Genomic DNA, 22,455 nt, shown 5'->3' on the forward strand with positions numbered 1-22,455 from the left:
AGGGCATACAAAGGGTTAATACACTTATAAATACTACCTATAACAAGATAGAGATTGTACACGGGTAAAACCGTAAGTAAATTGTAATTTTGCATCATGCTAGAGAATAAAAATCAAAGCCGAACAGGTATAGAGAATTTAGGTGAATTTGGTCTTATAGAGACTCTTACTAAACAAGTGGAAATTAATAATGACAGTACATTACTGGGAATAGGTGATGATGCTGCAATTATTCACACTAAACAACCTAATGTCATAACTACTGATATGCTGGTAGAAGGTATACACTTTGACCTTTCTTATGTTCCATTAAAACATCTAGGGTATAAGGCTATTATGGTTAATTTATCTGATGTTTATGCTATGAATGCCCAGGCTTCTCAAGTAACTGTTTCTATAGCTGTATCTAACCGTTTTCCCCTTGAGGCCCTTGAAGAACTCTATCAAGGAATTCACCTTGCTTGTAAAACTTACGGTGTTGATTTAATAGGTGGTGACACCACATCATCCACCAGCGGTCTAATAATTTCTGTAACCGCGATAGGTCATCAAGAGGAAAGTAAAATTGTAAAACGCAGCGGCGCACATGATGGTGATTTACTCGTAATCACTGGAGATATAGGTGCGGCTTATATGGGATTACAAATTCTTGAAAGAGAAAAAGCTGTTTTTAAGGCAAATCCAAATAATCAACCCGATATGGAGCCTTACAGTTATCTTCTGGAAAGACAATTAAAACCTGAAGCCCGAAAAGATATTCCGCTACTATTAGAACAGTTACACGTAGTTCCTACCTCAATGATTGATTTGAGTGATGGTTTAAGTTCAGAAATTTTACACCTTAGTAAAAATAGCGATGTTGGTATTAAACTTTATGAAGAAAAAATACCGTTAGATCCAACAGTAATTAATGTTTGTGAAGAGTTCAACCTAGACAGCACTACTATCGCCTTAAGTGGCGGCGAAGACTATGAATTGTTATTCACTATTAGTCAAGAAGATTATCCAAAGATCAAGGCAAACCCTAATCTAACGGTGATTGGACATGTAGTGGATAAAAGCTTTGGCAATCATCTAGTCACAAGAGGTGGAGAACAAATTGAGATTAAGGCAATGGGCTGGAACAGCTTTCAAGAATAGCTTTCTTTTAATACTTTGGCTTGTTGTAGTGAGCTAAGCGCTCTATTCAATCTAGAGTACTGATCATTAAGAGGTAGTAGTTGACCATAAATGGTCGATGTCATTTTCTTGTTGCACTTACAACACGTATACTCCTTAACGTGCTCGGTTATTTCTTTACTCACTCGGTATTTATGTCCAGTGATGGAACAAAGCAAGGATTTAGAGGAAAACTTCTTACTCATAATTGACAAATGATTAATTACGAGGATGAATTTATGCTTTATTTAAGGAAAAAACCTATTAAATGATATTTTTATTCGATGAAATGCATGTTTCTTGCAATTTCTTCAGGATGAGTTACCAGGCTCATATGTCCACACGCTATTACAAAAAGACCTCCTCGAGTTAATTTAATCTCTTCTTTAATCCTATTTAAAGGAACAACTTCATCCTCTTCACCTGCTATATAGATTAAATTTTTCACCTTACTTAGCTCATTTGAATAAGAAGGTCTATCACGCATTGCTACTATAGCATGACGTACGCTAGTAATATCCATTTCTTTTGCTTTATTGATCATATCACGGATAATTCCCTTATGAACCGACTTCTCTTGGACAGTGAATAAATTTCCAATAGCCATTTTCATATAGGTCTCTTGGTATTTATCAATAAAGTTTAATGAATGATTACGTACTTCTTTACGCTGATCGGTATCACGAGTAGCCAAACTGTTAATTAATGTAAGCGACAATAGTTTGTTAGATTGCGCTTTCGCGAAAGCGGACCACACATATCCACCCATACTATGACCTACCGCATGAAATTTAGATACCCCAATTGATTCAATAAGCGTGTTTATTTCATTTGCCAGATCTTCAATTGAATAGGGCTCATCTTGACTAGCACTGTTTCCATGACCAGGTAATTCTATAAAAATTAGATTAAACCCCTTTAGAAAGGGCAATAATCCATTCCATTGTTGTTTGTATCCTAAAAAACCGTGTAACAAAACGATGCTTTCTTTATTACCTGGCACTAATTCGTAACTTAATTTCATACTTGTATGTTATGATACCATTTGGTATTTTTGAGTATGCGCAATCCAGAAAAAACAAAATCACATATTCTCAATACAAGTGCAAATTTATTCAATAAGCATGGATATAAAGCCACTTCACTAAGTGATATTACTAACGCTACAGGCTTTACTAAAGGAGCCATTTACAAACATTTTAAGAATAAAGAAGACCTAGAACAACAGGCGTTACGCAGCTTAAATAAAAGAATGTTCTCCACTTTAACTACAAACATCAAACAAGCCACAGATTTTATATCTAGAATGAATGTAGTATTTGATTTTTTTGAGAATTATCTAGTAGATCCACCATTTGAAGGAGGATGCCCGTTGCTTAATAGCGCCATTGAAAGTGATGACGCAAATCTTGTTCTCAGACAGCAATCTTTTGGAATGCTTGTAAACTTAAAAAGCTCCATAAAACGAATTATTGAACAAGGAATAAAACATAAACAAATTAAAGCTGATATAAATACGGAGCAGTTAATAAACGTTTATATCGCAACATTGGAAGGCGCCGTAATGACGAGTAAATTAGAGAGAGATACGGTGGCAATTACCAATTGTATTGACTTTTTAAAAAAATACAATCTATCCATTTCCATATAAATTAAATTTTGCTGGATACTGTTTGGTATTTTAAACCACTACTTTGTAAAAACAAGGATCTTACTTTTAAAAATTAAATCAACAACACTATGTCAGCAGCGATACCTAGTCATGCTTTTGAACAATACACCATCGCGTTTTATAACCTCGAGAACTTTTTTGATGTAATAAACGACCCTAATATTTTAGATGATGATTTTACTGAGTTTGGAAGAAATGAATGGACTCCACATAGGTATCAAAAAAAACTGAATAGAATAAGTGATTGCATAAGTAAAATTGGTTTTGAAGAAACAGGAAAATTGCCAGTAATAATAGGTATAGCTGAAATTGAGAATAAAAAAGTTATTAAAGAGTTACTTAGTCAACCCAAACTGTCTCATCAAAACTATAACTTTATTCATTACAACAGTCCCGATGAACGAGGAATCGATGTTGCCCTTATTTACAACGAGGATCTATTTACCGTACATCATAGTGCTCCTATAAGCATAGAACTTATAGAAGAGAACGGAACTAAGGATTATACCAGAGATATTTTATATGTCAAAGGAAAGCTAGCTGGCATGCCTTTAGATATTTATGTAAATCACTGGCCGTCGAGAAGAGATGGCGCCGAAGAGACCAATCATAAAAGAGTCGAAGTTGCTAAAAAATTAATAGCTCATATCAACAACAATGACCCTGAAAAAAAGAGATATAGCAACACTCACGATACACATGACAGTCATAACGTAATTATTCTAGGTGATTTTAATGACGATCCTGAGAATGATAGTATTAAAAATGTGATTATACCACAAGGCTTTAAAAATGTAACAGCTCCACTTAAAACTTTTTATAGAGGTACCCTAAATCATCAATTTAAGTGGAATTTATTTGATCAAATCATTATAAGTCAAAGTCTTGAAAATGATATCCCTAAGTCATTATACTTTTCAAAAGCCAATATTTTTGACGACATCATGTTAAGACAATGGAAAGGTAAATATAGAGGTCAACCTTCAAGAACTTTTGTAGGAAGAAGATACAAAGGTGGATATAGTGATCATTTTCCCGTTTATAGTGTTTTTAGACGAAACTAACATCCATTAGTCCTCAAAACGATGCTCTTAATCTATTAAGGAAATCTTATAGGCTTCCAGAAAATCAATTTTCATATATTCGAACATTATGGAGTGTTGTATTAAAACAATTATACTACATTTGATAATTAAACAAACGGAAAACTTAATTTACATAATTAAACCAACTTGTAAGAATGAGAAAATTACTTGCAATGGGGATACTCTTAACACTAGCCTGTACCAGCGTAGTGCAAGCGCAACAAGATCCTCAGTACACCCAGTACATGTACAACCAAAACATTATTAATCCAGCATATGCTGGTACTAAAGAAGGCTTATCAGTTACTTCACTTTACAGACAGCAATGGTCCGGTGTAGTAGGAGCCCCAGAAACCATCACCTTTTCAGGTAGCGCACCAATAGGTGATCGTGTAGGACTAGGATTATCCTTTATTAATGATGTTATTGGTCCAGTAAATGAAAAAAACATTTATGCTGATTTTAGTTATAAATTACAAGTAGGACAAAAAACTACTTTGGCACTAGGTCTTAAAGCTGGTGTTACCTTTCATAACGTAGACCTAGCAACGGTAGGCACTACACAACCAGGCGACCCTTTATTTAGTGAAAGATTAAATGAGCTTTATCCAAACATTGGAGCTGGAGCTTTTCTATATGGGGAAAATTGGTATACTGGTTTCTCAGTACCTAATATGTTAAGTGCTACTCACCTTGATGAAAATGGCCTTGAATTTGGAAGTGAAACACAACACTTTTTCTTAACTGCAGGTTATGTATTTGATCTAAGCGACACAGTAAAGTTTAAACCTCATACTTTAATTAAAGGTGCCTTTGATGCTCCTATAAGTTTTGATGTGAATACTAATTTCTTATTTAATAATCGCTTTGAATTAGGTGTAGGTTACCGTTATGAGGATTCTTTTACAGGTCTTTTTGGTGTTAATCTTACAGACACTTTAAAAGTGGGTTATGCTTATGACCGAGTTGTCTCTGACATCTCTGTTGCTTCTGATAGTTCTCATGAAGTTTTTGTGACTTTCGACCTATCATTCCCACGTAGAGTAATGCAATCACCTCGTTTCTTCTAAAATAATCACCAAAGAATCATGAAAAAATTTACCTTCATATTTATTGTATTGTTTGCTGGAGTTTATGCTTTCGCGCAAAGCGATGCTACTAAAAAAGCAGACAAACTATATGACCAATTACGTTATGTGGATGCTGCCAAGGCTTATGAAAAAGTCCTTAAAAATGGTGAGCGTTCTGAGTATGTATACACTCAATTAGCTAATGCGTACTACTTTAACTCTGACTTTACTAATGCGGAGCGCAATTATGCGCGTGCGGTTAAAAAAGGAGGAGACGCAGAAACTCTTTATCGATACGCACAAACCTTAAAAGCAAATGGTAAGACTGATATGTCTAACACTATAATGAAACAATTTGCTAGTGCTGCTCCAAACGACGATAGAGCAAAAATGTTTAAAGCAAATCCTAATTACCTTAATGATATCATGGCAATGGAGCCTGGATTTACCAGTGAAGCTTTTAAAGCTAACGGTGAGTCTAGTGACTTTGCGGCCGTTCAGGTAGGTAATAAAGTTTATTTCTCAAGTTCACGTAATGAAAAAAGAGGTAATTACTCTTGGAATAAAGAACCTTACCTTGATATATACGAAGCAACTGTTGATGAAGCTGGTGTGGTAGGTGAAGCAAATCTTGTAAAAGGAGACGTTAACACTAAATATCACGAAGGTACACTAGCGGTTACTCCTGATGGAAAGTACATGTTCTTTACAAGAGTAGATTACTACAATGGTGATTATGAAAAAGCTGAAGATGGTGAAAGTAAACTTAACATTTATCGAGCTACAAATGTAGGCGGTGAGTGGAAAGATGTTCAAACTACTTCTTTAGAAGCAAGAGCTTATGGTGTAGGTCATCCTAGCATCACTGCAGATGGTAAAACTATTTATTTTGCAAGTGAAGCTCCAGGTGGACAAGGTGGATCTGATATTTACAAAGCCGATCTTAATAATGGTAAAATCTCTAACCCAGTAAACCTAGGTTCTAAGGTTAATACAGCTGGTGACGATTCGTTCCCGTACATTGCCGAGGATGGTACATTATATTTTTCAAGTAATGGACATCTAGGACTAGGTGCTCTTGATATCTTCAAATATAAAGATGGAGAAGTTTCTAACATGGGTGCTCCTATCAACTCATCATTAGACGATTTTGCTTTTTCATATTCTGAAAATACTGGAAAAGGATTCTACTCATCTAACCGCAAAGGCGGTAAAGGTGGTGATGATATTTATAGTGCTACACGAATTGAAATTTGCGAAGTTGCTGTAACTGTTAAAGCAATTGATGAACAAACGAATCAACCTATTCCTGGTGCTATCGTTTCCTTACAAGATGCTGATGGTATGACTATGCCAGGCCAAACTACTGATAGTAATGGAGAAGCCGTGTTTATGGTTGAATGTAATAAAGAGCTTACTGCTCGTGGCGCAAAAGACAAGTATGAAAGTGGTGAAGCATCATTAACTATTGCAGAAGAGGAAACCGCAATGGTTGAAGTTACTATGATGCCAGAACCAGAAATAGTTGAAGAAAAGATTATTCTTAATAAAATATACTTTGATTTAGATAAGTCTAATATTAGACCAGATGCTGCGCTTGAACTTGATCGCTTAGTTAACTTAATGAAGAAATATCCAACTCTAGAAGTACTAGCTGAAACTTATGCAGATATCAGAGGTTCTGACTCATACAACCTAGCTCTTACACAACGACGCGCTCAATCTATTGTTGATTATGTGGTATCACAAGGTATTGACTCATCAAGATTAGAAGCTAAGGGTCGTGGTGAAGAAAACCCTATCGTTGATTGTACAGCTAAAAAATGTACCAAAGATGAATACGAATTATCTCGTAGATCAGAATTCACGATCACGAAGAGATAAACTTTTAACAATCAAAAAACGAAAAGCCCATTCTTGAAAAAGAGTGGGTTTTTTAATTGATAAACATTACACTTCTTAGTACTTTTCACTTATGCAAACTTTCCTTGAACACATAATTGACGACCTTACAAGAAAAGGTGAAAACCTCCTAGAACTTACTTATATAGTACCATCAAGAAGAGTTGGAGTTTTCCTTACAAGGTATATAGCTAGCCGTTATGATCAACCTATTATTCAACCTGAAATTTTAAGTATTGAGGAATTCGTTTCTAGAAAATCAGGGCTTGAAATAAAGCCTGATCTTGAAATCATTCCTCATTTTTATAAAGCATATAAATCTGTTGAAGGAGTTCAGGCAGAAAGTTTTGAAAGCTTTTTATCTTGGGCGATGACGGTATTACAGGACTTCAATGAAATAGATCGCTATATCCTACCAACTGACAGATTCTTTACCTACTTAGGCAACATTAAAGAGTTGAGCGATCCACACTGGAGCTTAGAGGCAAATCCTACTAAAATGGTCTCCGATTATTTAAAATTTTGGAAGCGCTTACATTTATATTATCAAGCCCTAGTAGATGAGTGTAAAAAAGTTGGTGTATCCTATCAGGGATTAGCTTATCGTCAAGCTCACGAGCTTATAATGAACAATGCTTCAAATCTAAAAGACAATTATGTATTTCTAGGTCTCAATGCTCTTAACACAGCAGAAGAAAATATTATAAAGGAATTATTAGATACTGGGAAGGCAAAAATTTATTGGGATACAGACCAATATTTTTTGTCTAGACCGTACCATGAAGCTGGTACCTTTTTAAATAAACATTTTAATACTTGGAAGTATTTTGAAAGGAACAGTCCACAGTTTATTGGTGACAACTACTCAAAAAACAAACAAATCCATATTACCGGCGCTACTGGAAATCTTACTCAAGTTCAAATAGCTATAAAAAAATTACTTGAGCTACCAAACAATGAACTCAGTGAGACTGCCATTATTTTAGCCGATGAAAAATTGCTTATACCCTTAATTAATGCTCTCCCTAGTGAAATAGAACACTATAATATTACCATGGGCTTACCTCTAGAAACGGTAGGATACAGTTCTTTTTTTAAACAGCTTGTGACCTTGTATACCAGCATGACAAACAATGGATTTTATTACAAAGATGTTCAAGCCTTGTGCAATACGCTGTTATTTAAAACAGTCCTTTCAAAATCTTCAAATACCCTACAAAATAAAATCCATCAAGAAAATTTAGTCATTCTAAATAAACAAATCATTGCTGACGTCATAGACGAGCCATGGTCAATATTATTTGAACCTTTAAATAAACCTACTGATTTAGTAAAGTATGCCTTAGAGTTTATTACTCATGCAAAAAACGTTTTGATTGAACAAAAAAACAAACGTTTTGAGCTTGAACAATTGGTTGGTATTTATGAAGTAATCACACAAATACAGAATCTTTTAAGCGACTACCCAGAAATAAGTGACTATCGTACAGTTGAATTTCTTTATGATAAACTAATAAGTTCAAAGACGCTCGATTTTATAGGCGAACCAGTACAAGGTCTACAGATTATGGGGCTTTTAGAAACTAGAGGTTTGGATTATAAGAATGTAATTATGTTATCGGTTAATGAAGGTACGTTACCAGCAGGAAAATCAACTAACTCCTACATTCCCTTTGATGTAAAAAAAGAATTTGAACTACCTACCTATTCTGATAAAGACAGTGTATACGCATACCACTTTTATAGACTATTACATAGAGTACAAAAAGCAAGTTTTATATTTAATTCAGACACTAAGTCTAGTATAGGTCAAAAAGAACAAAGTAGATTTCTAGTTCAACTGATAAACGATCAAGAAAATGAGCATCAACTTGTAACTGAAAGCTATGAGGTGCCTAATGAAATTCACTCTAGGGAACTTATTTCTATTGATAAAAATGATCATTTGATCAACCGATTAAAAGAGATTGCTCAAAGCGGCTTTAGCCCTAGTGCATTAACTAGTTTTGTGCGCAATCCTTTAGACTTTTACCGTCAAAAAGTTTTGCGTGTAGATCAATTAGAAGAAGTAGAAGAGAATATTGAAGCAAATACGATGGGTACCATTATCCATTCTGCTCTAGAAGAATTATACAAACCCTATATCAATCAAGTACTCAAAAAAGAACACTTTAAATTATTATTTAAGCAGGTCGATGAACAACTACAAATAGCCTATTATAAAACCTATAATACCAACCAAATTCCTACAGGCAAAAACAAAATAATTTTTGAGGTGTGCCGTAAATATATTAATAAACTATTGCAACTAGATTTAGAATCTATTGAAGCAGGTAGTGAGCTCATCATTAAATCTTTAGAAAAGGATATAAGAGCACATATTGACCATCCTGAATTAGGAATTATACACTTACGTGGAAATGTAGATCGTATTGATTTGTATAACAATCAAATACGCATTATTGATTATAAAACAGGACAAGTTAAGTCCAATCAACTCAAAATTAAGGATGCTAATTATCAAGATATCATACTAGATTATGAGTATAGTAAGGCCTTTCAAGTACTCATGTATGCATATTTATATGAAAAAGAATACGGCGCGCTTCCAGATCAAGCTGGTATCATTAGCTTTAAAAATTTTAAAGAGAAGTTCATTAAATTTTCTGATGAGCAAGTGGATGACAAACATCAAATCACCGTAGAAATTTTAGACCAATTTGAAAAACAACTTTTCCTAATGTTAAGTGACATCATGGATCCTAACCAACCTATAATTGAAAAAGCAGTTTAATATGAAAGTCACAAGAAATCTTTCCGTTTTAGGGGAAAATGACCGTCCTCTAGTATATGACGTTTTTGATCCAGAAGTATCTGATAAACATCCAGTCATCTTATTTTGTCATGGATTTAAAGGTTTTAAAGATTGGGGTGCGTGGGATTTGATGTGTTCCGCTTTCGCGAAAGCGGGATATCTCACAATCAAGTTTAACTACTCCCACAATGGCGGTACCTTAAAACAACCTATAGATTTTCCAGATTTAGAGGCCTTTGGCAATAATAATTACAGTATTGAACTACGTGATACAAACAGAATGCTAGATTTAATAACCTCTAGTAACTTACCTATTGATAATGATCACATAACAATTATGGGACACTCTAGGGCTGGTGGAATCACTACAATAACTGCTGCTAAAGATAAAAGAGTAAAAAAGCTAATCACACTTGCTGGTGTCGCAGACTATAAATCAAGGTTTCCTAGTGGAACAGAATTAAAAGATTGGGAGAATAAGGGCGTTATGCACATTAAAAATGGCCGCACCCAACAGGAAATGCCACTTTATTATCAATTCTATCAAGACTTTATCGCTCATGAAAACGAGCTTACAATTTTAGACCAAGCCACACGGTTAAATTGTCCGCATCTTATTATTCATGGAACATTAGACCCAACAGTTTCTATCAACGAAGCATATAGATTAAAACAAGCTAATTCTCTCGCAGAGATGGCTTTTATAAATGGCGCAAATCATGTTTTTGGTGCCATGCATCCCTGGAATAGAAGTAATTTACCTAATGATCTACAACGTGTGGTACAATGTAGTTTAAACTTCTTAAATAAGTAAAGTGGAGAATACCGGGCTCGAACCGGTGACCTTTTGACTGCCAGTCAAACGCTCTAGCCAACTGAGCTAATTCCCCATCTTTGTCCTCACTTATGACTAAGTTTGCATCGTGCAAAATAAACCAAACATTACAACCTCTCAAATTTTGTCACTCGCTATTCCTGCAATTTTTGCAGGAATAGCAGAGCCGCTTATTAGCTTAACTGATCTCGCAATCATTGGACAAATACCAGAAAACTCTGCTACTGCGCTAGCTGCTGTGGGAACTGTAGGATCCTTTTTAAGTGCCATCATCTGGACAATCGCACAAACAAAAACAAGTATCTCTAGTATTGTATCAAGAGCGCTAGGTGCTGGTGAATTAACTAAAGCATCCGTTTTAATACCCCAAGCTATATGGTTGAATATAAGTTTGGGATTACTTATTTATGTGATTACTTATTTCCTTGCGCCAACTATTTTTCACTTTTATACCAATGAGAAACCAGTTTTAGACATTGCTGTTTCATATTATAAAATAAGAGCTTTTGGGTTTCCATTTACTCTATGTGCATTTGCGATTTTTGGAATCTTTAGAGGAATTCAAAATACAAGTTGGGCTATGATAGCTAGCTTAACAGGTGCAGCGGTAAACATTATTCTTACTTATATTTTAGTACTAGGAAGTCCTTTTTCCGAATCCTATGGGATAGAAGGAGCTGCAATTGCTAGTGTAATTGCACAAGCCACGTTGCTCCTGGTAGCTCTGTTTTTTCTTTATAAAAAAACTAGTTATAGGATCACCCTACCAGATTTTAAAAATCTATACTTACTTAAAAAGCACGTTCAACTTACTACAAATTTCTTTTTACGCACTCTTGCCATCAATGTGGCAATTTACTTATCCTATCGATATGCAAACAATTACGGGATAGAACAAGCGGCCACACACGCCATTCTCATGAATATCTGGCTGTTTTTCTCCTTTTTAATTGATGGATTTGCTAATGCTGGAAACGCACTAGGTGGAAAACTTCTGGGCTCCAAAGATCCAGATTCGTTACTGTACCTATCAAAAAAGACAAACGGTTATGGAATTGCGATTGCGTTAATTTTGGCTATACTCTGCGGTGTAGCCTATCCCTTTCTAGGACATTTGTTTACAGATAATAGCGAGGTTTTAAAGCTTTTATCCATTACATTTTGGCTTGTGCTTGTTATGCAACCCATCAACGCGGTAGCTTTTGTCTATGACGGCATTTTTAAAGGTTGGGGCGAGGCTAGTTACCTGCGTAATTTATTATGGATTCTTACAGGGTTTGTTTTCATACCCGTATTGCTAATTTTAGACTACTTTAATCTTGAGTTATTTGCTATCTGGCTCGCTTTTTTTGCATGGATGCTAGGACGATCGATTTTACTTCATTTGAAGTTTAAACAAAAAATAAAAGAACTTCTATAAACACAAAGGATAGGTAGACAACCCAAGTAAAAACTTATCTTTGCGACAAAATTATACGAATCATGACGTGGTCAGATGCTTTAGGCTTTCTAGGTGGTAATGGACTTTTCCTAATTTTAGGAATCGTTCTTATTGTAGTGGTGTTATATAATAAATGGAAAAGAAAACGTCGATGAAAAAGGTACGTATTACTAAAGAATTTACATTTGAAACTGGTCATGCATTATACGGTTATGACGGTAAATGTCGTAACGTACATGGACACAGTTATAAACTTGCGGTAACCGTAATTGGCACACCAAAAGATGAGCTAGGACATGTAAAGCATGGTATGGTAATCGACTTTGGAGACTTAAAGAAAATTGTTAAAGAGGAAATTGTAGACCCATTTGATCATGCAACTGTATTTAACAAAAACACACCACACGTAGAACTGGCAAAAGAACTATCAGATCGTGGTCACGAGGTTATACTTGTAGATTACCAGCCTACTAGCGAGATGATGATCCTAGATTTTGCTGATAAAATTAAGGCACGATTACCACAGGAAATACAGCTACATTCTCTTAGATTAAGAGAAACTGAAACCAGTTATGCAGAGTGGCACGCTGCCGATCAATAGTAAAAAAATATCACGTTTAATCCTTACATTTATAACGTGTTACCAGATAAACTTTATCGTAAAATTGGACTCAGGCATTTTTCAGGAAGTCTAAGGAAATTAAGCGAGGTTAATGAGAAAATTGATTTTGCCTCAAATGACTATCTCGGCTTTTCCAACTCTCTTAAAATAGAACATAAACATTTTCCATCAGGATCGACAGGCTCTAGGTTGATAACGGGTCACAGTCAATTCCACACACAAGTAGAACAACAAATTGCAGCCTTTCACGATGTTGAGGCAGCATTGCTTTTCAACTCAGGTTATGATGCAAATCTAGGAGTAATTTCATCACTTACAGATCGTATGGATCTTATTCTTTACGATGAAAAAGTTCATGCTAGTATAAGAGATGGAATACAGCTTTCTAAAGCCAAGGCACTTAAATTCAAACATAACGATCTAGATCATCTTAAAATTTTACTTGAGAAGTTTCATGATGGACTAGATAGAGAGGTTTACATCCTTACCGAATCCGTGTTTTCTATGGATGGTAATTCACCCGATCTTGCTAGGTTAATAGAAATTACTTCCTCTTTTAAAAATGCTCACCTCATCCTAGATGAGGCTCATAGTCTAGGAGTTCATGGAAATCAAGGAGAAGGACTTGCGCAGTCTTTAAACTTGCATAAAGCGATTTTTGCACGTATCATCACCTATGGAAAAGCTTTGGGCGCACATGGCGCAGCAGTTCTAGGTAGTGAGGATCTCAAAGAATATTTGATAAACTATTCTCGACCTTTCATTTACACTACGGCTATTCCACCGCACGCAATTGCTTGTATACAATCGGCCTATAAAAAATTACAAGACCAACCTGAAATCGTTAAACAACTGCAAGAAAACATTGCGTTTTTCAATAAATGTATAATTAGAATGGGATTGAGATTACGCTTTCGCGAAAGCGTAACACCTATACAAATATGTATTATACCAGATAACCATAAAGTAAAACAACTCTCTAGTGTATTGCAAGCAAAAGGTTTTGATGTAAGAGCCATACTATCACCTACAGTTCCTAAAGGAGAAGAGAGGTTGCGTATTTGCCTGCACTCCTTTAACACTAAAAACGAAATGGAAGATTTGTTACAACTACTTGCCAAAAACATTTGAGTAGATGAGTAAATTTAAAACAGTTGCTATCTTCTCATATCCAGCCGATGCCGCTGTAATTAAAAGCAAGCTTGAGAGTGAAGGCGTTACTGTAATTCTAAGAGATGAATTTACCATCGCCACCGATCCATTTGCTACAAATGCTATAGGAGGAATTAAAATGGATGTTTACCGCGAGGAATATCTTAAAGCCATTAATATAATTGAAACAGTAAATCCTGAAATTTTATCTACTGTAACGCAACTAATAAAGTGCCCAAACTGTAAAAAAAGACAAGTTAGGGAACAGCATGATGTGCACACCGCAACTAATTTTAAGGAAACAATAACAGCAATATACCTGAGCATTTTTCCCTTTACGAGCAGCGAGCACTATGTTTGCAGAAATTGCAATCATAAATTTGATATAAATGGGTAGCTATTTTATTACCGGAATAGGAACAGATGTAGGAAAGACAGTAGTTGCAGCTATAGTTACACAAGCCTTAAAAGCCGATTATTGGAAACCAGTACAAAGCGGTCTAGACACAACAGATAAAGGAACCGTTGCCTCGCTTGTAGACAACGACCAAAGTTATTTTCATGAAGAATCATACCGTTTAAATACACCTATGAGTCCTCATAAATCTGCCGAAATTGATAGTGTACTTATAGATTTACAACAAATCAAACGACCACACACTAACAATCATTTAGTCATTGAAGGTGCTGGTGGGTTACTAGTTCCTCTTAATCAAGATCAAACCATCGCCGACTTAATTTTGCCAGATGACAAAATCATAGTAGTGAGCTCAGGATATTTAGGAAGTATCAATCACACCTTGCTTACTGTTGAAAGTTTAAAATCACGAGGGTTAACATGTTCTGGAATCATATATAACCACGTGGATTTGGATGGTACAATCGAGGTTATTGAAAAAATGACTGGTGTGCCTACTTTGGGCCATTTGAAAAAAGAAAATGAGATTAATAAGCAAATTATTAATCAGTACGCACAAGAATTTAAAGAGACGTTACACTCTTTATGAGAGAAGAACAAATAAAAGCCCTCGATCAGGCACACATTTGGCATCCACTTACACAGCATAAGACAGCAGGTAATCCACTTCCTATTGAACGGGCGCAAGGAAATTATTTGTATGATTTTGAGAACAAGGCTTATTTTGATGCTATTTCAAGTTGGTATACCTGTAGTTATGGACATGTGAATCCAGCATTAACAACGGCATTAAAAGACCAAGTTGATAAACTACACCATGTGGTCTTTGCAGGTATGACACATGAACCGGTTGCTAGATTAAGCAAAAGCTTAATAAATATCTTACCTGATAATCAAGAGAAACTTTTTTTCTCAGAAAACGGATCGACCAGCGTTGAAATAGCTCTAAAAATGGCTTTTCAATTTCACTTCAATCAAGGAGAAAAACGCAATGTAGTCATCGCGCTAGAGAATGGTTTTCATGGAGACACCTTTGGTGCTATGAGCGCTTCGGGTTTATCGGTGTACAACGGACCATTTGAAGATTTCTTTATTGAGGTAATTCGCATTCCTGCTCCCACGAAAAACAATGTTGAACAAATTCTCAATTCATTAGAAAGCCTTATAGAGAATAACCGCATTTCAAGCTTCATTTATGAACCTCTTGTCCAAGGTGCGGCTGCAATGCAACTTAACGATGCAGCTGCTATGTCTCAGGTAATAGAATTGTGCAAGCAACAAGGAATCATTACCATAGCCGATGAAGTAATGACAGGTTTTGGTAAAACAGGAACTTATTTTGCAAGCGATCAAATAGATCAAAAGCCTGATATCATGTGTCTATCAAAAGCTTTAACTGGTGGAATCATGCCTATGGCAATTACAACATGCACGCAGCAAGTGTTTGACGCTTTTTATGATGATGAAATGGCTCGTGGCCTTTTTCACGGCCACACTTACAGTGGTAATCCATTAGGCTGTGCAGTTGCTGCGGCAGCAATCGATCAATTGACCAGTAATTCCATTCAACAGAATATAGATTATATTACAAAGAAAAACCTAGAGTTCAAACATGTTTTATCCAGCCATCCACGAGTGAGTAATGCGCGCAGTAAAGGAGTAATACTAGCAATGGACCTTGCAATTAAAATGGAGCGTTACGGAAATCAAAGGGATAAAATGTTTAAATGGTTTTGGGATCGTGGTGTGTTTTTGAGACCACTAGGCAATACTATTTATATTGTTCCGCCTTTTACTACATCACCCGAGCAGTTAAAATCCTTACATGAAACTATGCTGCAATTCCTAAACGAATTCTAGAATCCAACAGCAATGTCGGGTTTATTACCGATTTTTGCCCTTAAACAAATTTACATTGTTGAAATCACCCATTTTCATACAGAAATCTGCATTTATTGCTGCAGTTGATAGTTTTACTATACAACCGCAACAAGCTCAATTTACTGTAGAGAATAACGCATTGGTAAGCCGTATTAATCCTAAAGACGAGGAGCGGTTACAAAGCTTTCTAGAAACTCATTCTTCTTACAAGAATTTAGATCGTAGTGTTCAATTAGCATTACTCTGCGCGCAAGATTTAGAAGTTAATAATACACAAACTGCTGTGAATATAGGCAGTAGTCGTGGCGCTACAGGACTATGGGAAAATTTTTATTCTCGCTTTCGCGAAAGCGGAACTGTTCCTACTCCTACCTCACCACTTACTACATTAGGTAATATTTCTAGTTGGGTGGCACAGGATTTAGATCTGAAGGGAATGGCAATGTCACACAGTATTACCTGCGCTACCGCATCGCATGCTATTGTCAATGGTATCGCGTGGTTAGAAAGCGGAATGGCACAACAAGTTATTGCTGGTGGTAGCGAGGCTCCATTAACGGAGTTCACCATAGCACAAATGAAAGCGTTGCGCATCTATAGTGAAGCTATTAATGATGAATATCCATGTAAAGCACTGGACGTTGATAAAAAAGAAAATAGTATGATTTTAGGTGAAGCTGCTGCCCTATTACTACTTTCAAAAAAGCAAGAGAATACTAACATTGCAATCACTGGATATGGTACTGCTATAGAGCCCTTAACCAGTGCTACATCCGTATCAGACACAGGCACATGTTTGCAAGAATCAATGAAGCAGGCTATAGGAAAAACTCCATTAAGTGATATCGACGCAGTGATCACACATGCTCCTGGTACGATAAAAGGTGACCGTGCAGAACTTAATGCTATTAAAAAACTCTTTGGCAGCAAGACTCCGATACTGTGTAACAATAAATGGCAAGTTGGACATTCGCTAGGAGCAAGTGGTGCATTAAGCGTGTGTATGGCAATTGAAATGCTAGAAAAGCAATGTATTGTATCACCACCATACTTGAACAATCATAAGATTAATACTGCACAAAAAATTCTGGTAAATGCAACTGGTTTTGGTGGTAATGCAGTAAGTTTATTAATTGAAAAACTAAAGTAAACAAGCCTGTCAAGGCTGTTCAACTGATAAAGTGTATTTTTACCCTTGATAAATGAAGACCATGAAACATAATTGGACTAAGGAAGAGATTCTAGAAATATATAACAAACCTATGATGGAGTTGCTTTATGAAGCAGCAAGTGTTCATAGGCAACATCACAACCCTAATCAAGTACAAGTATCTACATTACTATCCATCAAAACAGGTGGTTGCCCTGAAGATTGTGGATATTGTCCACAAGCAGCAAGATACCACACTGACATTGAAGGAAACGACCTTATGAGTGTACAGCAAGTGAAGGCACAAGCCCTACGTGCAAAATCTGGAGGAAGTTCTCGAGTTTGTATGGGAGCTGCATGGCGTAATGTTAAGGATGGACCAGAATTTGATCAAGTTCTAGAGATGGTGCGCACCATTAATAAACTAGATATGGAAGTATGTTGTACTCTAGGAATGATTACGGAAAATCAGGCCAAACGTCTAGCTGAAGCTGGATTGTATGCCTATAACCACAATCTTGATAGTAGTGAAGAATATTATGAAGAGGTAATAAGTACAAGAGGCTACCAAGATCGACTGGACACTATTGATAACGTGCGTAAAACTAACGTAACTGTTTGTAGTGGTGGAATTATAGGAATGGGTGAATCCATAGAAGATCGAGCAGGAATGCTTGTAGCACTTGCAACGTTAAGTCCGCAACCAGAAAGTGTACCTATTAATGCCCTTGTAGCTGTTGAAGGAACACCTCTTGAAGAGCAGGAACCTGTTTCTATTTGGGAAATGATTCGAATGGTTGCCACTACTCGTATAGTTATGCCACAAACACAAGTAAGATTGAGTGCTGGTAGAACAAGTATGAGCCGTGAAGGACAAGCTATGTGTTTCTTTGCTGGTGCTAATTCAATTTTTGCTGGTGATAAACTGTTAACCACGCCTAATCCAGATGTGAATGAAGACATGAAGATGTTTGAAATGCTAGGATTACAACCTATGAAGCCTTTTGTGAAAAAAGCACAACCTGAAACAGTTGAGGCTCAATATTCACAATATAAAGATCTAGGTGAAAAGCCTAAATGGTCTCGTCCTGGTCACAAAATCGACCGAAATGAACAAGCAAAAGCAGCTGCCAAGGTGGCCAAGTAAAATATAGATATAATTTTAAAACCCCATGCTATTACTTTCAATAGCATGGGGTTTTTAATTACGTAAATAAATAAAAGGCCTTACTGAAAAAGTAAGACCTTTTGAAAACACCTCATTCCCTGACGGTGCTATTTTTTATAACTAGTTCTTCCCTCCTAAAAGCAATACCTCGTTACAAACAACTTCAGTTGTATATCGTTTAATACCGTCTTTGTCTTCCCAAGCACGAGTAGTCAGCTTACCTTCTATTCCTATTCGGTTTCCTTTTTTTACGTATTCATTAATAATTTTGGCAGTCCCGTTATAAGCTACAATGCGATGCCATTGTGTATCAGTTACTTTCTCGCCTATTTTGTTAGTGTAGCGATCTGTAGTTGCCAAAGAGAATTTTGCGATTTGCGAACCACTTTCTAAGTTAATGATTTCTGGATCTTGACCTAGGTTTCCGATAAGTTGTACTTTGTTTGATAAATTACTCATAATAAATTAGTTTGTATGGTTTAAAAAAAACTTGTTGTCATTGCAGTAACCTTGTGAACTGTTGACGATGCAAATATGAGATGATAACCAAAAGCTATAAGTATTTTAAATGATTGCTTTCGTTTATTTACGTTTGTAAACGTTTAATTAGAAGATTTCACCTTGCAGAATACACAGACCATTCAATCTTTTAATGAATTCTAAATGACTTTATAGCTGTAATTATCTAGCCTATCTTTGCAATGACTTTAAACGTTTTGTATGTATCCATTAAGAAGAAATAGAAGATTGCGTGCCAGCCATGCTGTGCGCTCACTGGTGCGTGAAACGCAAATTTCACCTAACGATTTTATTGTGCCTCTTTTCGTTGTAGAAGGTAGTGGTATTAAAGAGGAAATTGCATCAATGCCAGATTATTACCGTTATAGTCTTGATTTACTAGAACATGAAGTAAAATCTTTATGGGAAATGGGATTAAAATCGGTACTTCTTTTTGTAAAAGTACCCGACAATCTCAAAGACAATAAAGGTACTGAGGCCATAAATAAGGATGGATTAATGCAGCGAGCTATCAAAACCGTTAAAAACGCTGTTCCTGATATGTACGTAATGACAGATGTAGCTCTTGATCCTTATTCTAGTTACGGGCATGATGGTATTGTAAAGGATCAGTACGTGATAAATGATGAGACCTGCGATGTTCTTGCTCAAATGGCTGTTTCACATGCCGCAGCTGGTGCCGATATGGTTGCTCCTAGCGACATGATGGATGGTCGTATTCTCTATTTGCGTGAAGCACTGGAAGAAGAAGGTTATAAAAACACAGGTATAATGAGTTATTCTGCAAAATATGCTAGTGCGTTTTATGGCCCTTTTAGAGATGCTCTTGATAGTGCTCCTGGTTTTGGTGATAAAAAAACCTATCAAATGGATCCAGCTAACAGAACCGAAGCGATTAGAGAAACTCTAATGGATATTGATGAAGGAGCAGATATCGTTATGGTTAAACCAGGTTTGTGCTATTTAGATATCGTGCGTGACCTAAAAAATGAAATCGAAGTACCTATAAGTGTCTATCAAGTAAGTGGTGAATATTCAATGCTCAAAGCTGCTGCCGCACAAGGCTGGTTAGATCATGATGCTGTTATGATGGAACAAGTTACCGCAATCAAAAGAGCAGGTGCAGATTTAATCGCAAGTTACTTTGCAAAAGATGTAGTGCGTTTATTATCCTAATATTTAGAGTAAAACCAAATAAAAAAAGCCGCTATCTGTTTAGATAGCGGCTTTCCTATTTTACGATTAAAGAATCTAGTTCTTTGACTTTAATACATCACGTATCTCAGCAAGTAATTCTTCTTGCGTAGGACCTGCTGGAGCAGCTGGAGCCTCTTCTTTCGGCTTTTTAGTTTTGTTATAAGCTTTTACGATTAGGAAAAGAACAAAACCTACAGTGATCAAATTAATGATAGCGTTGATCCACTTTCCATAAAGGATAGCGTTTTCTGGTTTTTCAACAGTTCCATCGGCTGCTACGACAGCATCTGCAAGAACTACTTTGAACTCTGAAAAATCTTGACCACCAGCAAAGTGACCTACAACTGGCATCATAATATCACTTACGAAACCATTGATTACTAGTCCCATTGCACCAGCTAAAATTACCGCTACTGCAAGATCTATGACATTACCTGTCATAATAAAATCTCTAAACTCTTTAAGCATTGTTTTATATTTTTAAGGTTAACTACCGCAAAATTAGCATTAGTCTTAGAATTAAGGTTTTTTTAAGAAAAAAAAGTAACCGATGTTACATTTTATCGATAAAATACAATATATATCGCTTAAACACCTTCCTCAATGTAGACTCTTGGAACACGTGCCTGAATACCTGTTATTAATTCGTAAGAAATAATACCTACTTCTTCGGCCATTTCTTGGGCATTATGTTCGTTATCATAGATAATAACCTCATCACCTCGTTTACAAGGAATATCCGTTACATCTACCATGAACATGTCCATACAAATTATACCTAGAGTGCGTGCTGGCTTTCCATTTATGTAGACAAAAGCGCCACCATAGCCGTAAACTCTTTTCATACCATCACCGTGACCTAGAGGTATTACCGCGTATGTCATGTCTTTTGAAGCATGGTGGGATCTATTATAACTTATACTCTCGCCTTTTTTAATAGACCGCACCTGTGAGACCACAGATTTAAGCGTTCCTACAGGTTTAAAATTGTCTTGATACTTCTTATCGTTACCGTAACCATACAAACCTATTCCAGATCGCACCATATCAAAATGGGCGTTTGGAAAATTTAATATGCCACTAGTATTACATTGATGTTTTATACAATCATATCCCAATACTGATTCAGCCTTTTTAGCTAATTCAGTAAATGTATCTATTTGCTTTTGAGTGAAGGTAATTTCCTCTAAATCTTCACTAGCTGCTAGATGAGACATCAATCCTTTAACCTTTAAGTGATCCTGCTTATTAAGCATTCCTAGAATAGCATCAAGTTCCTCAGCATCAATTCCTATACGATTTAGACCCGTATTAAATTCAAGGTGAACAGGATAGTTGGTCTGGTGTTTCGCTTTCGCGAAAGCGTAAAAATCCTCCAACATTTCCTTGCTGTAAATCACAGGTTCTATGCACCTATCTATACAATCTGGTAGGTTGTGTTGCTGCGCATGTAATACTAAAATAGGTGTTGTGATTCCGTTGTTGCGCAATTCAACTGCCTCGTCAACATAGGCAACAGCAAAATAGTTCACACCACATTCTTGTAATTTTTGAGCCACTGGGACTAGACCGTGACCATAGGCCTGTGCTTTCACTACAGCCATAAACAAGGTGCTGTCACTTGTTTTACTACGTAAGTACTTGTAGTTGTGCTCAAGTGCAGCAAGGTTTACAACAAGTCTTGTTCCTCTATGAATCATTGGTTGATTTTGAAGAGATTGATTCTGGATCTTTGACTGGTATGCGTTTTACTTTATCCTCGAGCATTGCTTTGTAATAAGCCGCGCGACTTAAAGGCTCATATTCTTGATGTTCCCCTAAAAGGACTACGTCATCATCGGCAGTTTTACGATAGCTGTATTGAGCAAGATTACCCGTGCGAGTACAAACTGCGTGTACTTTAGTCACGTATTCGGCGGTTGCCATAAGAGCTGGCATGGGACCAAATGGATTGCCTTTGAAATCCATGTCTAATCCTGCAACAATAACTCTTATTCCACTATTAGCTAGATCATTGCATACTTTTACAATCTCGTTATCAAAGAATTGCGCTTCATCGATCCCTACAACATCGCAATTCATAGCTAGTAAAGGAATATTTGCGGCAGCAGGAACCGGTGTGCTTTGAATTTCATTGGCATCATGTGAAACGACCATTTCTTCATCATAGCGTACATCAACTGCCGGTTTAAAGATTTCTACTTTCTGTTTAGCAAATTGAGCCCTTTTAAGTCTTCTAATAAGCTCTTCTGTTTTTCCAGAAAACATTGAGCCACAAATGACTTCAATCCAGCCAAACTGTTCTTTATGATTTACCGTATTTTCTAGAAACATTTTGTAATTTACAGGCGTTAAAAAAGTGAGCTTGTC

The 22,455-nt window shown here is 36.3% G+C and carries 22 protein-coding genes and 1 tRNA gene; 16 read left to right on the top strand and 7 right to left on the bottom strand.

Going from position 1 to position 22,455, the window contains the following annotated elements; genetic code table 11:
• Window positions 1-96: 96 nt before the first annotated feature.
• Window positions 97-1,140, top strand: a complete 1,044-nt coding sequence (thiL, locus tag I5168_RS03465) for a thiamine-phosphate kinase (RefSeq protein ID WP_431472424.1) — start codon at window positions 97-99, stop codon at window positions 1,138-1,140.
• On the opposite strand, the gene I5168_RS03470 is transcribed toward thiL, so the two are convergent.
• Together I5168_RS03470 and I5168_RS03475 are read right to left on the bottom strand one after the other, a co-directional pair.
• On the bottom strand, window positions 1,131-1,364 hold the full coding sequence (locus I5168_RS03470) for a hypothetical protein (RefSeq protein WP_146104961.1): 234 nt from the start codon (window positions 1,362-1,364) through the stop codon (window positions 1,131-1,133). The genes thiL and I5168_RS03470 overlap by 10 nt on opposite strands.
• A 71-nt stretch (window positions 1,365-1,435) precedes the next feature.
• Window positions 1,436-2,182 carry an alpha/beta fold hydrolase gene (locus I5168_RS03475; protein ID WP_431472425.1) on the bottom strand — a complete coding sequence of 249 codons (747 nt, stop codon included), beginning with the start codon at window positions 2,180-2,182 and terminating at the stop codon, window positions 1,436-1,438.
• 36 nt (window positions 2,183-2,218) lie between these two features.
• Between I5168_RS03475 and I5168_RS03480 the strand changes: the two genes are divergently transcribed.
• The 6 genes from I5168_RS03480 to I5168_RS03505 all read left to right on the top strand — a co-directional run bounded on the left by I5168_RS03480 (window position 2,219) and on the right by I5168_RS03505 (window position 10,516).
• A complete protein-coding gene (locus tag I5168_RS03480) occupies window positions 2,219-2,809 on the top strand; it encodes a TetR/AcrR family transcriptional regulator (protein WP_431472426.1) in 591 nt (196 codons plus the stop codon).
• 89 nt (window positions 2,810-2,898) lie between these two features.
• On the top strand, window positions 2,899-3,894 hold the full coding sequence (locus I5168_RS03485) for an endonuclease/exonuclease/phosphatase (protein ID WP_431472427.1): 996 nt from the start codon (window positions 2,899-2,901) through the stop codon (window positions 3,892-3,894).
• A 176-nt stretch (window positions 3,895-4,070) separates the two neighbouring features.
• Complete coding sequence (locus tag I5168_RS03490; RefSeq protein ID WP_167342827.1) at window positions 4,071-4,985, top strand: PorP/SprF family type IX secretion system membrane protein; 915 nt, start codon at window positions 4,071-4,073, stop codon at window positions 4,983-4,985.
• An 18-nt stretch (window positions 4,986-5,003) separates the two neighbouring features.
• Window positions 5,004-6,869 carry an OmpA family protein gene (locus I5168_RS03495; protein ID WP_431472428.1) on the top strand — a complete coding sequence of 622 codons (1,866 nt, stop codon included), beginning with the start codon at window positions 5,004-5,006 and terminating at the stop codon, window positions 6,867-6,869.
• A 91-nt stretch (window positions 6,870-6,960) separates the two neighbouring features.
• Complete coding sequence (locus tag I5168_RS03500) at window positions 6,961-9,681, top strand: PD-(D/E)XK nuclease family protein (protein ID WP_431472429.1); 2,721 nt, start codon at window positions 6,961-6,963, stop codon at window positions 9,679-9,681.
• Between the two features lies 1 nt (window position 9,682).
• Window positions 9,683-10,516 (top strand): alpha/beta hydrolase family protein, encoded by an 834-nt coding sequence (locus I5168_RS03505; protein ID WP_431472430.1) that lies wholly within the window; start codon window positions 9,683-9,685, stop codon window positions 10,514-10,516.
• A gap of 2 nt (window positions 10,517-10,518) precedes the next feature.
• Here I5168_RS03505 and I5168_RS03510 read toward each other — a convergent pair.
• A tRNA-Ala gene (locus I5168_RS03510) sits at window positions 10,519-10,592 on the bottom strand.
• A gap of 33 nt (window positions 10,593-10,625) precedes the next feature.
• Here I5168_RS03510 and I5168_RS03515 point away from each other — a divergent pair.
• The 8 genes from I5168_RS03515 (at window position 10,626) to bioB (ending at window position 18,348) form a co-directional block, all read left to right on the top strand.
• Entirely contained in the window at window positions 10,626-11,957 is a 1,332-nt protein-coding gene (locus I5168_RS03515; RefSeq protein ID WP_431472431.1) for an MATE family efflux transporter, read from the top strand.
• Between the two features lie 172 nt (window positions 11,958-12,129).
• Window positions 12,130-12,579, top strand: a complete 450-nt coding sequence (locus I5168_RS03520) for a 6-pyruvoyl trahydropterin synthase family protein (protein ID WP_042276583.1) — start codon at window positions 12,130-12,132, stop codon at window positions 12,577-12,579.
• Between the two features lie 36 nt (window positions 12,580-12,615).
• Window positions 12,616-13,731: an aminotransferase class I/II-fold pyridoxal phosphate-dependent enzyme gene (locus I5168_RS03525; RefSeq protein WP_431472432.1), complete on the top strand. Its 1,116-nt coding sequence runs from the start codon at window positions 12,616-12,618 to the stop codon at window positions 13,729-13,731.
• 4 nt (window positions 13,732-13,735) lie between these two features.
• Window positions 13,736-14,149 (top strand): hypothetical protein, encoded by a 414-nt coding sequence (locus I5168_RS03530; RefSeq protein WP_042276588.1) that lies wholly within the window; start codon window positions 13,736-13,738, stop codon window positions 14,147-14,149.
• The gene (gene bioD, locus I5168_RS03535) at window positions 14,142-14,759 is read left to right on the top strand and encodes a dethiobiotin synthase (RefSeq protein ID WP_105017794.1); all 618 of its coding nucleotides are present in this window, start codon (window positions 14,142-14,144) and stop codon (window positions 14,757-14,759) included. The genes I5168_RS03530 and bioD overlap by 8 nt, the downstream gene beginning before the upstream one ends.
• Window positions 14,756-16,030, top strand: coding sequence for an adenosylmethionine--8-amino-7-oxononanoate transaminase (gene bioA / locus I5168_RS03540; RefSeq protein ID WP_431472433.1), 1,275 nt, complete (start codon window positions 14,756-14,758; stop codon window positions 16,028-16,030). The genes bioD and bioA overlap by 4 nt, the downstream gene beginning before the upstream one ends.
• A 58-nt stretch (window positions 16,031-16,088) precedes the next feature.
• A complete protein-coding gene (locus I5168_RS03545) occupies window positions 16,089-17,201 on the top strand; it encodes a beta-ketoacyl synthase N-terminal-like domain-containing protein (RefSeq protein WP_431472434.1) in 1,113 nt (370 codons plus the stop codon).
• 52 nt (window positions 17,202-17,253) lie between these two features.
• Window positions 17,254-18,348, top strand: a complete 1,095-nt coding sequence (bioB, locus tag I5168_RS03550; RefSeq protein ID WP_060523437.1) for a biotin synthase BioB — start codon at window positions 17,254-17,256, stop codon at window positions 18,346-18,348.
• 141 nt (window positions 18,349-18,489) lie between these two features.
• Here bioB and I5168_RS03555 read toward each other — a convergent pair whose 3' ends face one another.
• A complete protein-coding gene (locus I5168_RS03555) occupies window positions 18,490-18,828 on the bottom strand; it encodes a single-stranded DNA-binding protein (protein WP_431472435.1) in 339 nt (112 codons plus the stop codon).
• A gap of 261 nt (window positions 18,829-19,089) precedes the next feature.
• Here I5168_RS03555 and hemB point away from each other — a divergent pair, with 261 nt between their 5' ends.
• On the top strand, window positions 19,090-20,064 hold the full coding sequence (hemB, locus tag I5168_RS03560) for a porphobilinogen synthase (RefSeq protein ID WP_060523438.1): 975 nt from the start codon (window positions 19,090-19,092) through the stop codon (window positions 20,062-20,064).
• A gap of 75 nt (window positions 20,065-20,139) precedes the next feature.
• On the opposite strand, the gene mscL is transcribed toward hemB, so the two are convergent.
• From mscL to I5168_RS03575, 3 genes are all read right to left on the bottom strand, one after another.
• Entirely contained in the window at window positions 20,140-20,553 is a 414-nt protein-coding gene (mscL, locus tag I5168_RS03565; protein ID WP_042276603.1) for a large conductance mechanosensitive channel protein MscL, read from the bottom strand.
• A gap of 119 nt (window positions 20,554-20,672) precedes the next feature.
• A complete protein-coding gene (gene alr, locus I5168_RS03570; RefSeq protein ID WP_431472436.1) occupies window positions 20,673-21,785 on the bottom strand; it encodes an alanine racemase in 1,113 nt (370 codons plus the stop codon).
• Window positions 21,775-22,419, bottom strand: a complete 645-nt coding sequence (locus I5168_RS03575; protein WP_060525037.1) for a thymidine kinase — start codon at window positions 22,417-22,419, stop codon at window positions 21,775-21,777. Before I5168_RS03575 ends, alr begins: the two co-directional genes overlap by 11 nt.
• Window positions 22,420-22,455: the final 36 nt, after the last annotated feature.

This window comes from Nonlabens sp. SCSIO 43208, from assembly GCF_050703575.1.
Lineage (GTDB): Bacteria > Bacteroidota > Bacteroidia > Flavobacteriales > Flavobacteriaceae > Nonlabens > Nonlabens tegetincola.